Origin of the sequence: Inquilinus sp. Marseille-Q2685, from assembly GCF_916619195.1 — a bacterium.
Taxonomy (GTDB): domain Bacteria; phylum Pseudomonadota; class Alphaproteobacteria; order DSM-16000; family Inquilinaceae; genus Inquilinus.
The window spans coordinates 372,894-387,407 of the sequence record NZ_CAKAKL010000003.1; the positions used below are offsets into that span (position 1 = coordinate 372,894).

The 14,514-nt window shown below is 70.6% G+C and carries 11 protein-coding genes; 1 reads left to right on the forward strand and 10 read right to left on the reverse strand.

All coding sequences use genetic code 11. From position 1 onward, the window contains the following. Window positions 1-24 precede the first annotated feature (24 nt). From LG391_RS19570 to LG391_RS19595, 6 genes are read right to left on the reverse strand one after another with little or no spacing between them, the layout of a single operon-like run. On the reverse strand, window positions 25-1,644 hold the full coding sequence (locus LG391_RS19570; RefSeq protein WP_225769714.1) for an SUMF1/EgtB/PvdO family nonheme iron enzyme: 1,620 nt from the start codon (window positions 1,642-1,644) through the stop codon (window positions 25-27). Beyond that, window positions 1,637-2,851, reverse strand: coding sequence for an FtsX-like permease family protein (locus tag LG391_RS19575; RefSeq protein WP_225769715.1), 1,215 nt, complete (start codon window positions 2,849-2,851; stop codon window positions 1,637-1,639). Before LG391_RS19575 ends, LG391_RS19570 begins: the two co-directional genes overlap by 8 nt. A gap of 4 nt (window positions 2,852-2,855) precedes the next feature. Further along, window positions 2,856-3,584: an ABC transporter ATP-binding protein gene (locus LG391_RS19580; protein ID WP_225769716.1), complete on the reverse strand. Its 729-nt coding sequence runs from the start codon at window positions 3,582-3,584 to the stop codon at window positions 2,856-2,858. Beyond that, the gene (locus tag LG391_RS19585; protein ID WP_225769717.1) at window positions 3,581-5,596 is read right to left on the reverse strand and encodes a vWA domain-containing protein; all 2,016 of its coding nucleotides are present in this window, start codon (window positions 5,594-5,596) and stop codon (window positions 3,581-3,583) included. Before LG391_RS19585 ends, LG391_RS19580 begins: the two co-directional genes overlap by 4 nt. Then, window positions 5,593-6,984 (reverse strand): serine/threonine-protein kinase, encoded by a 1,392-nt coding sequence (locus LG391_RS19590; RefSeq protein ID WP_225769718.1) that lies wholly within the window; start codon window positions 6,982-6,984, stop codon window positions 5,593-5,595. The genes LG391_RS19585 and LG391_RS19590 overlap by 4 nt, the downstream gene beginning before the upstream one ends. A gap of 8 nt (window positions 6,985-6,992) precedes the next feature. After that, window positions 6,993-7,511, reverse strand: coding sequence for a peptidase S1 (locus LG391_RS19595; protein WP_225769719.1), 519 nt, complete (start codon window positions 7,509-7,511; stop codon window positions 6,993-6,995). 93 nt (window positions 7,512-7,604) lie between these two features. On the opposite strand from LG391_RS19595, the gene LG391_RS19600 reads away from it, so the two are divergent. Next, window positions 7,605-8,318, forward strand: coding sequence for a hypothetical protein (locus tag LG391_RS19600; protein ID WP_225769720.1), 714 nt, complete (start codon window positions 7,605-7,607; stop codon window positions 8,316-8,318). A gap of 47 nt (window positions 8,319-8,365) precedes the next feature. Here LG391_RS19600 and LG391_RS19605 read toward each other — a convergent pair whose 3' ends face one another. From LG391_RS19605 to LG391_RS19620, 4 genes are read right to left on the reverse strand one after another with little or no spacing between them, the layout of a single operon-like run. Next, complete coding sequence (locus LG391_RS19605; RefSeq protein ID WP_225769721.1) at window positions 8,366-9,730, reverse strand: M23 family metallopeptidase; 1,365 nt, start codon at window positions 9,728-9,730, stop codon at window positions 8,366-8,368. Next, window positions 9,730-11,007, reverse strand: coding sequence for an ImcF-related family protein (locus LG391_RS19610; RefSeq protein WP_225769722.1), 1,278 nt, complete (start codon window positions 11,005-11,007; stop codon window positions 9,730-9,732). The genes LG391_RS19605 and LG391_RS19610 overlap by 1 nt, the downstream gene beginning before the upstream one ends. A 9-nt stretch (window positions 11,008-11,016) precedes the next feature. Continuing rightward, the gene (locus tag LG391_RS19615) at window positions 11,017-13,107 is read right to left on the reverse strand and encodes a type VI secretion system Vgr family protein (RefSeq protein WP_225769723.1); all 2,091 of its coding nucleotides are present in this window, start codon (window positions 13,105-13,107) and stop codon (window positions 11,017-11,019) included. A gap of 45 nt (window positions 13,108-13,152) precedes the next feature. Beyond that, the gene (locus LG391_RS19620) at window positions 13,153-14,502 is read right to left on the reverse strand and encodes a hypothetical protein (RefSeq protein WP_225769724.1); all 1,350 of its coding nucleotides are present in this window, start codon (window positions 14,500-14,502) and stop codon (window positions 13,153-13,155) included. Window positions 14,503-14,514: the final 12 nt, after the last annotated feature.

A 14,514-nucleotide genomic window follows, 5' to 3' on the forward strand; every position in this document is an offset into this window, starting at 1 on the left:
GGCGACGGCCGATCGGCCGTCGCCTTACCGGGTCAGGTCGTCGATCAGGCTCTGCGGGTCGGCGGCGCCGTCGTCGCGCATCCGCCGCATGTGCCGGACGAAGAGGTCGACATAGGGCAACAGCGCGTCGGAGCCGCGGGCGTGCAACTCGGCCTTCAGCGCCGGCAGCTGGGCGGCGATCACCTCGTCCGAATAGTCGCTGCTGGTGCTGAGAACGGTGTCGAGATAGGTCTCGCGGGAGGTCTTGACGGTGTCCTCAAGCCCGTCCCGCTGGTCCTCCATCTCTCCGATCCGCGCGGTGGCGTCGGCGATGGCCTTGCGGATCTGGGTGTCCTGGCGCCGCGCCTGCAATTGCCGCAGCGCCGGCCGGGCCACGCCGTCGATCGCCCTCTGCACCGCCAGCAGCCGCTGGTGGTCGATGCGCAGCTTGTTGCCCAGCAGGGCGCCGACATTGATCAGCAGCCGGACGGTGCGGTCGCGCGCATCGTTGCGGTCGACCAGCGCCTCACGGATCGACCGGCCGGCGTCGCGCAGCTGGATGCGGACCGTCTCGTCGCCCGCCTGGTCGGCGAGACGGTCGAGGGTGCCGAGCGCGGCGTCCTCACGGCGTGCGGTGGACGGCGCCTCGCCGGAGGACGGCATCGCCTCCCAGGCCTTCTCGATCTCGGTCAGCTTCTCGGGCGAGGTCACCACCGGAGCCGCCACCACCAGGCGGAATCCCAGCTGCCGGCTGGCCGTGGCCGTGGCGGCGCCGGCCGTGTAGTAGGGCATCTCGACCCGCATGCCGGACCGGATCTGGCTGAGCGGCGTGTTGTAGTCGCCGCCGCGTGCGATGAAGCCGCCGGCCTGGCCGTGCAGCCGGCCGCGCCGGTTCAGCCGGAAGGATTCGAGCATCATCTCCGAGGCGTTGCCCAGGATGTCGTGGAGGCCGAGCGGGTTGGGCTTGAGCAGCCCGATCGGGTGCATCCGGCCTTCGGCTGAGCCGCTGCCCTGGTACCAGACATAGGCAGCGGCGCCCTCCGGCATCGGGAATCGTGGCGCCAGAAAATTCTCGGAGGACACGGCCATGCCGCCGCGGGCCGCATATTCCCATTCGTCTTCGGTCGGCAGGCGCAGGAAGCCGGGCGTGCCCGATTCCGCCGGCAGCGCGTCGCGGGCATGGGCCAGCAGCCATTGCGAGTAGCGGTTGGCGAAGCCGACCACGTCGAACCAGGAGATCTCGGTCTGCGGCACACGCTGCCGCATCCCGGGATCCGGGCAGGCATCGCCGGACAGCGCGGCCCATTGCGCGCGCGTGACCTCGTATTTGCCGATCAGGAAATAGCGGGTGCCGGGTACGGCGGGGTCGCCGAAGGCGCCGGCGATCACGTCGAACCGCCGGTCGCTGAAGAAGCCGAGCTCGGGCTGGGCATCGCCGAACTGCACCCGGACGTCGTCCAGCACCCCGGTCGAGGGCAGGGCGACGCGGCGGAAGACCATGGCGCCGCCGCAGGGCATCGGCAGCGCCACGTCGCCCTCCGCCGGGGCGGGGTTGTAAGCCTCCACCGGCCAGGAGACGTCATCGGCAACGGCCGGGTGCGCCGCGGCCAGCAGCGCCACGCCGATCAGCAGGCCCCTGAGGGACGATGGTCGGTATTCAGCCATCGCGCAGCTCCCTGGAGACTTCGATCCTGGCCGCCAGCAAACCGCCCCAGCTGGCCGACAGCAGCGCGGCCGCCATCGTCGCCGCCGCGGCCACGGCGAGATGGACGGGCAGCAGCCGGCAGATGCGCTCGCCGGGCAGCAGCCCGGTGGCGAACACAGTGTTGAGCACGGTGGCCGCCCCCTGGAAGACCGCGCCGCCGAGGAGGAGGCCGAACAGGGCGATCAGGACCGCCTGGGTGACCGGGAAGGCGACCAGGGCGCGGGTCGGCAGACCGATCAGCCGCAGCAGGGCGAGGTCGCGCCGCTTCCGCTCGACATGGCTGCGCAGCCCGGCCGCCAGCGAGACCAGGTAGCCGAATCCGCCGCAGCCGGCGATCAGCCAGAAGGCGATGCCGAGATTGCGGTCGAGCGATTGCATCTGGGCGATGTCGGCCGCGGCCGTGCGGACCGAGATATCCTGGCGCCGGAACGCCTCCTCCAGCCCGGCCACGTCGTAGATCGAGCGGGCATAGAGTCGGAAGCGGGCGAAGCTGCGCTCGGCCTGCGGCCGTGGCGCCCCGGGCCAGCCGCGGTCGTCGACGGCGAAGCCGTCCCGCCAGTCCTCGGTGGCGACGAGCAGGTCGAGCGGCGCCAGGATCGCTTCGCCCGGCGACACCGGCTGGTCGGTGATGCCGGAGACGGTGAGCGCGATGCGCTGCGCCTCCAGCACGCCGTCGCGCTGGCGGGTGATCTCGGCGACCAGACGGCCGCCCTCTGCGACGCCCAGGGAGTCCGCCAGCCGCCGCGTCAGCACCACCGCGGCACCGGCCGGGGGTTCCGCCGCGCCGAGCATCGGGTCGCCCGGCCCGGTCGGCAGCAGCGGCGTGCCGGACAGGGTGCGGCCGCCCGCCTCGCTGCGCAGCCGGGTCACGCCGGCGGCGATCGCGCGGGTCGACGGCGTGACGAAGGCGATGTCCGGCCTGGCGGCCAGCGTCGTGAAGAAGGCGCCGTCGAAGCGGCCGCTGCCGGCGGGGATGATCTCGCGGTTGCGGGGATCCTCGATCAGGCGCTGGGCCAGGGTGTCGATCAGGCCGAAGCGCAGCCCGAACAGGACGAGGAGAGGGGCGAGGACGGCCGCGAGGCCGAGCACCTGGCACACCGCGATGCGCCAGTCATGGCCGAAATCCCGGGTGGCGAGGCGCGCCGCCATGGCGATGCGTACGGTCATCGGCTCAGGTCCAGAAATAGGCGCGCACGACGTCGTCTTCGCGGCGCAGGGCATGGCCGATGCTCCGCCGCCCCGTCGCCTGCGTGCGCGACCAGTCATGCGAGGCGATCACGGCGGTGGTGCGGAAGCGTTCGACCGTTTCGACCAGCAGGGCGAAGACCCGGTCGGCCGTCGGCGGGTCGAGCGAGGCCGTGGGCTCGTCGGCCAGCAGGACGTCAGGACGATGGGCCAGGGCGCGGGCGATGGCGACGCGCTGCCGCTCGCCGACCGACAGCCGGTCCGGCCTGAGGCCGAGCAGCCGGTCGAGGCCCAGCCGCTCCGCCAGCTCGCGCACATGGCCGGGATCGTGGCGCCCGGCGAGGCGGGCGGTCAGGGCGATGTTCTCGACCACCGAGAGATAAGGCAGCAGGCCGCCGGTCTGCAGCACATAGCCGATGCTGCCCGCCCGGACGGCGGCGAACGCGTCCTGCCGCCGTCGGCGCCACAGCTCCGCTAGATCCAAGGGCGGACGGCCGAGCGCCGTCAGCTCGAAGGTCTCCGCCCGGTCCGGCGCCAATGTCCCGGCCAGCAGGTCCAGCAGCGTCGATTTGCCGGAGCCCGACTGGCCGTTGAGGAACAGGATCTCGCCGCGTGGCACCACGAGGCTGCTGACATGCAGCTCGAACCCGGCTTTGCGGGTGCCGCGCCGCAGCACCACGTTGCGCAGCGTGTAGACGGGGGCGGGACCCATCATGGCAGTGCATCGAGGGGCATCGGATAGACCGCATCGCCGCCGGTCCGCTGGCCGTCGAGCGCGATCCACAAATCGGTGTTGTCGTAGATCTGCTGGTACAGGGTCGCCTTGGCCTGCAGGTCGTCCAGGAACTGGCGCTGCTGGCCGAAGCTCCAGGACAGCCAGTCGTCCTCGGTCAGCTCCATGATCCGGCTGCGATAGGGCAGGCCTTGGAGGTATTCGCCGATCAGGCCGAGATCGGCCAGGTGCCGGGCCTCCTCCTGCCCGACGCCCTCCGGCCGCCGGGCCATGGTCGCAGCGGCGCTGCGCAGCTGGCGGAAGAAATCGTTCGGCGCCACCCGCGTCGCCTCGCCGGCATCGATGATGGCGTTGAGGGTCGTCTGGAGATCGGAGAGCTGGTTCTTGGTGATCAGGACGCGCACGTCCAGCGCCTTGCGGGCCGGGTTGGCGATATCGCGGTCCGAGATCCAGGACGAGAACAGGCGGGGAACGCGACCACCTTCCTTCCGGCCGAGATAGGCGAGCTGCATGGCGCGCCCGACCAAGCCGGTGCGGGCGAGGGCCGTCCGGCTTGGATCGTCGGACTTGGCGTCGGCCGGCGCATCCGTCGCCGGCGCCACCTGGCCCTTCGCTGCCGCCTGCATCTGGCCGAGCATGACCCCGGCGATCCGGTCGATCACCGACCCGAAGGTGCGCAGGTCGCCGCCCTCGATCGGGAAGTAGAGGCTGCCGACATTGGGATAGTCGGACAGCGGCTGATAGGCCTCCTCGGCGGCGGCGTGGTCGTCCTTCCCGGCCGCGGTCTTCAAGTGGATGACCAGCACCGCGGCGCCCTTCGACTGGGCCAGCAGCCGCAACTGGTCGGGATCGAGATGGGTGGAGGAATACGGGTCGTTCGCCCGGCGCGGGCTGGCATCAGTGATCAGGACGATCAGCCGCCCGGCCACGCCGGCCCAGTCGATGTCGTCCAACGCGGCCTTCACCCCGGCGAAGGAATCCTCACGGAAGTCGCGGTTGTCGACATGCGAGACCGTGGCTTGATCGAAGCGGTCGAGGAATTCCTTCGGGTCGAGTCCGTCGGACAGGGCGGCGAAGACCTTGGCGATGTACTCGTCCGGGCGGCCGTCATCGAGCACGTCGCGGAATCCGACCAGGCCGAGGCTCAGCCTGTCGCCCTCTTCGGCATGCAGCTTCTCGATCAGGGTTCGGATGGTCTCGCGCGTCCGCGCCAAGTAGGGATCCATCGAGACGGTGGTGTCGACCACGAAGACGACGCCGGCGCGGTAACCGGCCATCACCTGCGCCGCGCTGCCGGGGTCGGCCGCCTGTGGCGGCGGATCCGCGGCCTCCTGCAGCGAGGTCGCCGCCACCTGCAGGGCCAGGCCGGGAAAACCCTTGGCGAAATAGCCGTCGGTCCAGTTCAGGATCGGCAGCAGATAGAAGTTCTTGGCCGGGTCGACCCAGGTCGACGGCTCGATCGCCGCGATTGGGCTGTCCGGCGGCAGGGTTCCGGTGATCGCCGCCTGGCGCAGTGCCGCGGTCCGGGCCTCCGCATCCGGGGCCTCCATGATCGACAGCAGCGGCGCGGAGTCCTTGAAGAACAGGGCGCGGTCGCGGTTGACCGGGTTGGTGAAGTTCACCACCAGGGTCTGCTTCCAGTCGATCGCCTCCGCCTCGGGAAGCCAGCCCAGCGTCTGGCCGCCTATGGTGGGGCCGACCTCGAGCCAGTTGCCGCCGTCGCCCGCCGCGCGGGCATAGACGAACAGCATGGTCAGGGGTGGGATCTCGGCCTCGGCAGGCGGTCCGCCGGGTGCCTGGGATGGCCGCGCGCCCGGGCGGGTCAGGATGCGCTGCCACAGGCTCGTCGCGCCGGCCATCAGCAGCGGCTTGCGGGCGCCAGCGGCAGGTGGCGCCGGATCCTGGGCGATCGCCGGGGCGGCGACGGAGAAGGCGGCCAGCCAGGCCAAGCCCAGCAGGGCGGCGAGGCGGAGCCGGAAGGCGGGTGTCGTCATCGCGTCGAATCCGCGTTGTCGAGGGCCTGCAGCCGGGCGCGGGCGATGCCGATGCCGCGTTGCAGGGCCAAGGCGTAGAACTCCCGCGCCTTGGTCGGATTGGGGGCGCTGAACGGGTTCGGGCCGGTGCTCCGGGCCTTCGGATCGTAAAATTGGGCGATGCCGAAGGCGGCGTCACCGTTGCCACGCCGCGACGCCTCCTCCCACAGCACCAGTGCCGTGTCGGCGTCGCGCTGCTCGGTCAGGAAGCGCTGGCCGGCGGCGAAGATCTCTGCGGGTGCCAGCGCCAGGATCCGCGGCAACTGCCGGCGGTCGAGCGCCTGCACCGCGGCCGGCGGGGTCGGTGCTGCCGACATCAGCGCTGCCGGCGCGGGCACCGCCGGTGGTGGGGCGGACCACCACCATGCGCTTCCGACGGCTGCCAGCATCAGCGACAGGGCTGCGCCCAGGGCCGGCCACGACCGGAGGAGCACGGTCCAGCGGGACCGATCGAGCGCCGGCTCGTCGACCAGGCTCCGCATCGTCTGCGGCCGGTCGCGTGGATCCGGGGCGAGCATGCGGGTGATCTGGGTGACGAGGCCGGGCGGCACGCCGTCGAGATCGGGGGTCGCTTTCCGGGCCTCGACCGTGGCCGTCATGGTCTTGCCCATCTCCAGCGGCCGGCCGCGTGCGGCGGCGGCAAGGATGAGACCCAGGCTGTAGATGTCGGACCGGCCGTCGACCTGTGCGCCGAACAGGCCGATCTGCTCCGGCGACGCCCAGGAGAGCTTCCCGGCGAAACGACTGCCGACCAGGGTCCGCATGCTGGGATCGGCAAAGCGTGCGATGCCGAAATCGATCAGCTTCGCCTGCTCCAGCCGGCCGTGCTCCAGGATCACGTTGTCGGGGGACAAATCGCGATGGTAGATGCCCTTGTCATGCGCCTCGGCCAACCCGGCGGCCAGGCGGTCGCGTAGCCGCGCGATCTCGTCCGGCGCCAGCGGCCCGTCGCGCAGCCGGTCACGCAGAGAAGGGCCGTCGACATACTCCATCACCAGATGCAGCCGGCCGCTGGCATCGCGGAACAGGCCGTCATAGCTGACGATCGCCGCGTGCCGGATCTTGCGCAGAGCCTCGGCTTCGCGCAGGAACAGGTTGACGATCGACTCGTCGCCGACCAGGTCGGGCCGGATGATCTTGATCGCGTGCAGGGTCCGCTGGTCGCGGTGCTCGGCTTGATAGATCTCACCCATGCCGCCGCGGCCTATCAGCCGGATGATCCGATAGGTGTGCAGAACCACCGTGCCTGGAGCCAATGCCGAGCCGGCTTCGGCCGGCGCGGCCGGGGCGAGGAAGCGCGTCTCGTCGCCCGACGGCACCGCGGCGTCACGGATCGGATCGGCGGTCATGGCCTCGGCTACCAGACCGGAGGGAACTCGCTGACCACCAGCACGGCCGGCACCGGCCGGTCGGGCGCCTCGACCGACGCGACCCAGATGGCGTAGCGGCCGTTTCCGGGAGCGGTCAGCGTCATCGCAGGATTGACGCCGCCCGCCTCGCTGTCGTCGGTGCACAGCCACTGCCCTGCGGGCGTGTGGATCACCAGGGCCGTGTCCGTGCCGGCCGCCACGTAGAAATTCACGGGGCCGCGGACATCCTCGAGATCGATGGTCGCATCGGGACGTTCCGGCGTGACGTTGCCGACGCAGTCATTGGCCAGGCCGACGACCGAGCTACGCCCGCCCGCCAGGACGCCGATCGGTAGAGGGTCGGTCCGGAACGCGCCCGTGAGGGTGGCGGCCAGATAATATGGCCGGGCCGTCGGGTCCGGCGCCGTCGCTGAAACCGGCGCGGATGCGGCCTGCTGTGCGATCGATGCTGATATTGTCAATAACAGGCAGAAAAGAACCGCAAAGGCGCATTTTGCGATTGGCATTATTGCCTCCAGATCCGGGGCTGTTCTCGGGAAATATGCGTCGCGAACTGGGGGCGGGCCAGAATTCACCGGCCGTTCGGCCTGGATACGATCATGTCAATTCCGCATGCTCCGTCGCGGCCATGCCGGGGCAAGGATGCCGGACTTCCGCGACCCACTTTCGAGAAGGCGCTGCCCATGTCTCCGTTCAAGCCGCCGACGATCGTGCTCGGTCTGGGTCTGCTCTGCGCCGCCTGCGCCGATAGGCTGCCGGATCCGAAGCCGTTCTCCCAATACGGCAAGGGGGCCGAGGCTGCGGCCGCCGGTGCGTTGCCCGTGACGCCGGTCGCCGGCACGGCGCTGCCGATCGAAGTCATCGCCCGCAAGGCGCAATCATCGCGCGTCACGCTCGACCGCGCGATGGACACGATGGAACAGCGGCTCAGCTATCTGAAGAAGCTGGTGATCGAGGCCAGGGCCAATCTCGGCCGGAACGGCACCCCGGCGCAGTACGCGGCGCTGCGGCAGGCGGAACGTCAGGTCCGCCGCGGCATGGTCCGTGCCCGGATCTCCACAGGCGACCAGACCGCTGGCTGGACCGAGCAGGCGTCGACGATCAACGACCTCAGCGGCCTGATCGTCTCCGTCTCCGGTCTGGTCAACACCATCGGCGACGGGCAGCCGGTTCCCGGGACAACGGCGCAGGCGGGAGGTGCCGCGAAGCCGTCCGATGTCGGCGAAACCGGCGTGTTCGAACCGGTACAGGCCCTTCCCGTCGCCGTGCCCGTCACCCCGGCCGGTCCGGTCGCCGCGGCCGGGGCGAGTTGAGTCTCGGATCGTCCGGAAAAGACAGAGGGCGGCCGAAGGCCGCCCTTTCAGTTAGGGATGACGGCCGCCAGCAGCGATTTCAGCGCCTGCCCGGCCTGCAGGAAGGGCATCGGGTCGACCGGCTCTTCCGCGCGCCGGATCTCGTAATGCAGGTGCGGGCCAGTCGAGACGCCGGTCGAGCCGAGCTGGCCGATCACGGTGGCTGCCGTCACCTCCTGCCCCGCCTCCACCGCGATCGACTGCATGTGGCCATAGCGCGTGACCAGGCCGTCTGCGTGCTGGATCTCCACCATGTTGCCATAGCCGCCGGCCGGCCCGGCCCGCAGAACGCGGCCGTCCCCGGTCGCGTAGATCGGGGTCCCCGCCGGCGCCACCAGGTCCAGCCCGGCATGCAGGGTCGGAACGCCGGTCACCGGATGGACCCGCAGGCCGAAAGGGCTGGACAGCCGCAAGGGCACGCGCAGCGGCACGGCAAGGGGCCAGCCCGGCAGGCGGGCGATGAGAGTCCGGGCCTGCGCGTCGAGCGCCGCCGGAGCGAAGGGGCGGATCGCGGCGATACGATCCTCCGCGACCGGCGGCAGGTCGAGCGGCTGCAGCGTGCGGTCGATCGCAGCGACGGCGGTCGCCAGCCGCGCCATCCGGGCGAAGCGGCGGTCGGCTGCGGCCAGATCGCCGCCGGACTCGTCGGTTGACGCCGACCCGCTGTCCTCGGGCGATGTCGCGGGGATCTCACGCCGCGGCGTCGGCTCGGGGACATTGCGGAAGACGGCGAGGCCGAGCGCCGCGGTGAAGGACAAGGCGAGGGCGGCCGCAGCGCTGACCGCCAACGGCCGGAGGCGGGACGGCGGCCGGGGACGGGTTGGGGCAGGGACCTCGACCCGCGTCACCGGCAGCCGGTCGGACAATGCCAGCACCACCGCACCGCTGCCGCGCCGGGCGGCCTCCTCGGCGCGCTGCACCAGCAGCCGGGCGGCGGCGTCGGGCGGCAGCCGTTCGAGCAGCAGCGCGGCCCCGTCGACGATATCGGCGATGGGAGGCGCGCCGAGGATGACGCGATCGCCTGCTTCCAGCCGGACACGGATCGTTCCGACAGGTGCTTCCGCAGCGAGGGGAACGAGACCGGATCGGGTCAGGTGACGAGCGACGCCGTCGCCCAGACGGAGGCACAGCAGATGCGGCGGCCGCAACAGGGCGATCGCGGCCGAGACACCAGTCGTCCGCCGCGCAATGCGCGCCAGCTGGGGTTCGTCAATTGCGCCGTCGAGCGCGGCGAGAGCAACGACCAGGCGGCGGGATCGCGGATCGTCCGCAGTGACGGCCCAGAGCCCGATCTCGGGACGGCAGAGGCAGGCCGTACCAGCCGCGCCGGTGACGGCGCCGGAGGGCGCGGCCTCGATCAGATCCCGCGGCATCAGTCGAGGGCCGGCGCCGGCGCCGCCGCATCGGCGGGCATGCTGCCGGCGGTCGCGACGAAGCGGCGGATGGCGTCAAACGACGGAGCGCCCTGCGGCTCCGCGCCGTCGAGCCAAGCATAGCGGCGGTCGATGGCGGTCCACAGGCGCAGACCGCCGAGCTTCCGGGCCAGCGCCGCGAGGGCCGCGTCGTCGCCCTGGCCGCGATCGAACCGCGTGGCCCGACGGGCGGCGACGGCGAGGCGCAGCAGCGGGCTGGGCGACCGGGTCAGCACGGCGATGATGCGTGCCGCGGCGTCCGGATCATCGGCGGGAGTCAGCTCGAGGTCGTCCTGCAGCCCATCCCAGGCGCGGGCCACGTCGTCGAGATAGAGCGCCAGCACCGACGCCGTCAGGTCGCCGCTCTCCGCCGGCGCCGCGCCGAGCACCCAGTCGTCGGAATCGAGAGAGACGGACAGGTCCGTCAGCGCCGGCACGACCACTTGGTGGAAACCGTCGGCGGTCAGCAGCCCCGGGATCGGCATGGACAGCGAGGCGCCCGACCGACGCCGCACCGCCCAGCTGTCCGCCCCGAGCACGAGGTCGGCGCGGAAAGGCAGCAGGTTCTGGGCCGCATCCGAGGTGCGGATGGCGGCGTAGGCCCTGGCCGACAACGGCTCGCTGCGCAGCCGGGCCCGGATCCGCTCCACGACGGTCATATCGGTTGGGGCGGCGAGGCGCGGCTCGGTGGCAAGGGCGCGGTCGAGGAGCCCGAGCAGCGGCTGGCGCAACGCGTCCGGCGCGGTCAGCGACCAGTCGGTCGACGCCCACAGCCGGATCAACCCGTCCTGCCGCGGGCCGGCGCCGCCGATGGCCAGCGCCGCCTTCAGCCCGTCGAAGGCGAGGTCGGAGGCGATATCCGGCCGGTCGATGCGGGCCAGGATGCGCTGTGCCAGCCGGCGCAGGAACGCGTCCCGCAGCAGCTCCCGGTCGAGCCCGGCGGTCGCGGCGGAGAGATCCTCCAGCGGCGCGGCGTTCAGGCTCAGTTGCCGCCACCAGGGCAGGGGGCCAGGGGCCGCCAGGGGCGAGGCAGTCAGCGCATCCAGGGCGGGCAGCGCCGCCGCCGGATCCTCCGGAGCCGCCCCGGGCGCCGGTGTCGCCGCCTGTGCACGCTCGATCGCGGCGCGCGCCCGGTCGGCGAGACGGTGGTTGGAGACATGGATCGCCGCCAGGCCCGCCAGCACGGCCGCGGCCAGAACGCAGCCTACGAGGCGGGTCAGGCGGCGACGGGTGTCCATGGCCCGCGGTCACACCGGCGCCAGCGTCGGCGACGTAGGCGGCGTCGGCAACTCGGTGGAGGGCGGCGCCGGCAGCCCCGCCGCGGTCAGGGCCTGGAGCAGCGCCGGGGTCGGCGGCGCCGGGATCGCGGGCGGCATCGAGACGATGGCGCCGGCGCGGGCGGGCCTAGCCATCATGCCGATCGTGGTGCCGATCATGGCGATGCCCGTGGCGCTGATCTCGATGATCTGCGGGCCGGTCACTCCGTTCACCACGAAGCGGATCTTGTCGGGGGTGACCTCGATGCGGCTGCTGCCGGGCGTCGACGCGGCGGCCGGCCCCGGCGCCATCGCGGTGGGGGATGAAGTCAGGACGTATTGCGTCCTGACGTCGATGGAATAGACGTCGCCGACCTCGACATTGTGGTCCTTCTGCGCCTTGAGATAGACCTCCTCCCGCCCCTGCTTGTCCTCGAAGCGCAGCTCGTTATAGGCGTTGACCGCACCGCGGTCGGTGTGCGTCCGGAAGGTCGACCGCGTCTTGTCCGCCGGCAGGGTCTCGGGCGGCAGGTTGGTGGCGTTGTAGACGACCCCGGTCACCAGCGGCCAGTCGGGGTTGCCGTGGATGAACTCGACCACGACCTCCTGACCGATGCGCGGAATGATCAGGCCGCCGAAGCCCTTGCCGGCCCAGCTCTGCGCGACCCGGATCCAGCAGGAGCTGTTCTCGTCCTTCCTGCCTTCGCGATCCCAGAAGAACTGGACCTTGATGCGGCCGAGCTTATCGGTCGTGATCGTCTCGGCCCTGGGGCCGACGACGACCGCCGTCTGCGGCCCCTGGATCACCGGCGCCGGCGTGCGACGCGGCGGGCGGTACTGGGTGGTCGCCGGTATGATCTCGACCATGCTTCGATAGAGGAAGCGGTCGCTGGCGTCGACCGCGTTCCCCGGCCCGCCGCCGACCTCCCCGACCTCGCCGACGATCGTGAATTCGTTCCCCACCGCCAGGAAGCGCTCGGTGGGCTTGGGGCGGGAATCGACGTCGCCGTAGTAGAAGGGGTTCGCGGCCGTGAAGATCGATCCGGTCGTGATCTGCCGCGCGGTGCTTTCGACCCGCGCGCGATAGGCGTTGCAGGCCAGCTCCTCAGCCCGGATCGTAGCGTAGAAATCGCCGTCCTTCTTTTCGATGTAGCGGCCCGGATAGACGAAGCTCTCCTGCGTCGGCGAGGCGCCGCCCGCGGCTGTCGAGGTCTTGGTTGCCGTCACCGGCGCGACCGGCGTGCCGCCGGGACGCCCGGGGGCGGCGCCCGCCAGGGTCTTGCGCGGCGGGATGCCGCCGACCTTCACGGACGGGACGCGGGCCACGGCCTCGAGATTCGCCGTCGGCTTCTCATGGTCGTAGTCCCGCATGACGACCCGGTCCGGCTGCATCGACACCACCTCCTCCCAGCGCAAGATCAGGTCGTCCTGGTGCAGGTTCCGGGCCGGGCGCAGATTGTGGTGGGTCTCCACCACTTGCGGCGTGCAGGGCTTGTGGCTGGAGGCGTTGTCGACCAGCACCAGGTCGTGCCGGTTCTCCGAATGCTCGAAGTAGTAATAGATCCCGTCCTGCTCCATCAGCCGGCTGACGAAGGCCAGGTCGGTCTCGTCGTACTGGACACAGAAGGGCCGCTGCGGTAGTCGGCCGGTGGTCCTGTTCTTGAAGGTGCCTTTGTGCTCCCGGAAGATCGTGGTGATGATCTCGAGGCTGGTCTTGTTCTGGAAGATCCGGCTGTTGCGACGGTAGTCGAGCAGCGACAGCCAGGGCCGCACCTCCGCCACGTAATTGAGGCGCTCGGTGTCGTCGAGGCCGAGATACTGGAACTTGGTGACGATGCCGTGGAAGAAGCGCGTCGCCGTGCCCTTGAGCTTGAGACCGGCGGTCAGGGTCTGGCCGGGAACCTTGGCGAAGTTCTGGATCGGGTCGGGGCTGGCGAGCGTCACCTCGAAGAAGAAAGGCTCGCCCAGCCGCTCGGTGCCTCTAAGCCGCCTGAGATAGACCTCGTTCAGCTGGAACGCGGCCGAAGTCACCGCGGCGAAGCGGTTGTCCTTCAGAAGGCTCTCGATGGTCGACAGGGGCATGGTGTGTTCCGCCGGTCTGCAGGGATGGGTGACGTCGTCGGGCGGCTACGGAGCAGCCGCGAGCCTTTCGGCTCTGTACTGCTGGATCAGGTACATTGAGACGGCGCCCATCGTGATGGCGATCAGCGGGGACACCACCTGGGACACCCGCGTCCAATTGATCTGGGAATCCGTCCTGTTTCTGTATTTCGTGTCTTCGCCCTTCTTGCCGATCTCAGACAGGACCTTAGCCACGCCTTCCTGGAACTTGTCTTCCGTGATGTCGTTGGCGATGGCCTGTCGGGCCAGGTTCCGGACCTGGCTCCTGAAGGCCTCCATCTGCAGGGCGAGGGCGCCATCCATCGCGTCCCTGAAGCAGATCATGATGCCTTGATCAACGGCCTTCATGGTGGCGTCGACGAACTGGTCCATCGCTTTCCGGTATTCTTCGGGCGACACCCATCGGCCGTTGTGGGCGTCATACTTCACGGCAGGGCCTTCCTTGGCCCCTGAGCCCAGCTCCCGTCGCAGGACGAGCGTACCTTCTCCCCAGATCCCCGGCACCGAGGGGCGGTACTCGGCGTAAACAATCTTTGGCGGTTCGTCCTGAACGCCGGCTCCTCCTGCCGCGTCCTCGTCCCTCTGCATCCGGACGAGAACCGGGACGTAGAATTTGCGATCCTCGTCCTTGCCGATCTCCACGAGGCCGCTTTTCGGAAATTCCTTGATCGGGCTTCCGGTCGTCGCTTTCGCCTTCGAGATCGTGTTCGGCTTGTCCCCATCGGGGAAGGCCATCACCGGGGCGGCTTCCGGCGACGAGGCGTCCGGCAGCCTGGTCACCAAGTCGACGAACTCTGCGCTGTTCGTCCGGGCGGGCCGAACGATGGCGCCGGGCCTCACCGTCTCCGCGCCGCTTGCGTCGCGCTCGACCTCCCTGATCTGGAAGCTGTCGGTGCCGGGCGTCCGGAGCACCTCGACGATGCGGCCGTTATAGGTCCCGTCATGGACTTCGAAGGTGGCGCCCGCCACGGACTCCGTGCGCTTCACCCCGAGCCGGTCCGGAATGAAGATGCCGTCGCCTCCGGACAGGACCGTTTCCCCCGGCGCGAAGGTCGAGGTGAGCAGCCGCATCTCGCCGGCCTGCGATCGCTCGACGACGACGGGCCGGCCGTTGACGGAGCCGGCCAGGACCGGCCGGTCCTGGTAACGGCCGACCGCGCATCCGTGCTCGACCTCATCGGTGCTCCATTCGACGGCGCTCATCGGGGCGAGGTCCGTGCGCGACATCCAGTCCAGCTCGATCGGCTCCGTGCCGGTGTGGCCCAGCTGGGCTTCGAGATCGTCTGCGGGGCGTTTCGGCCGTGTCTGGCAAAGCTCGGCGAGCCACGCCGAGAACCTGTCGGTGAGTCCGGTCATTGTCTGAACGCC

Coding starts and splice junctions, on each gene's coding strand:
- LG391_RS19570 (WP_225769714.1), bottom strand. CDS start 1,644: ATGGCTGAATACCGACCATCGTCCCTCAGGGGCCTGCTGATCGGCGTG.
- LG391_RS19575 (WP_225769715.1), bottom strand. CDS start 2,851: ATGACCGTACGCATCGCCATGGCGGCGCGCCTCGCCACCCGGGATTTC.
- LG391_RS19580 (WP_225769716.1), bottom strand. CDS start 3,584: ATGATGGGTCCCGCCCCCGTCTACACGCTGCGCAACGTGGTGCTGCGG.
- LG391_RS19585 (WP_225769717.1), bottom strand. CDS start 5,596: ATGACGACACCCGCCTTCCGGCTCCGCCTCGCCGCCCTGCTGGGCTTG.
- LG391_RS19590 (WP_225769718.1), bottom strand. CDS start 6,984: ATGACCGCCGATCCGATCCGTGACGCCGCGGTGCCGTCGGGCGACGAG.
- LG391_RS19595 (WP_225769719.1), bottom strand. CDS start 7,511: ATGCCAATCGCAAAATGCGCCTTTGCGGTTCTTTTCTGCCTGTTATTG.
- LG391_RS19600 (WP_225769720.1), top strand. CDS start 7,605: ATGTCAATTCCGCATGCTCCGTCGCGGCCATGCCGGGGCAAGGATGCC.
- LG391_RS19605 (WP_225769721.1), bottom strand. CDS start 9,730: ATGCCGCGGGATCTGATCGAGGCCGCGCCCTCCGGCGCCGTCACCGGC.
- LG391_RS19610 (WP_225769722.1), bottom strand. CDS start 11,007: ATGGACACCCGTCGCCGCCTGACCCGCCTCGTAGGCTGCGTTCTGGCC.
- LG391_RS19615 (WP_225769723.1), bottom strand. CDS start 13,107: ATGCCCCTGTCGACCATCGAGAGCCTTCTGAAGGACAACCGCTTCGCC.
- LG391_RS19620 (WP_225769724.1), bottom strand. CDS start 14,502: ATGACCGGACTCACCGACAGGTTCTCGGCGTGGCTCGCCGAGCTTTGC.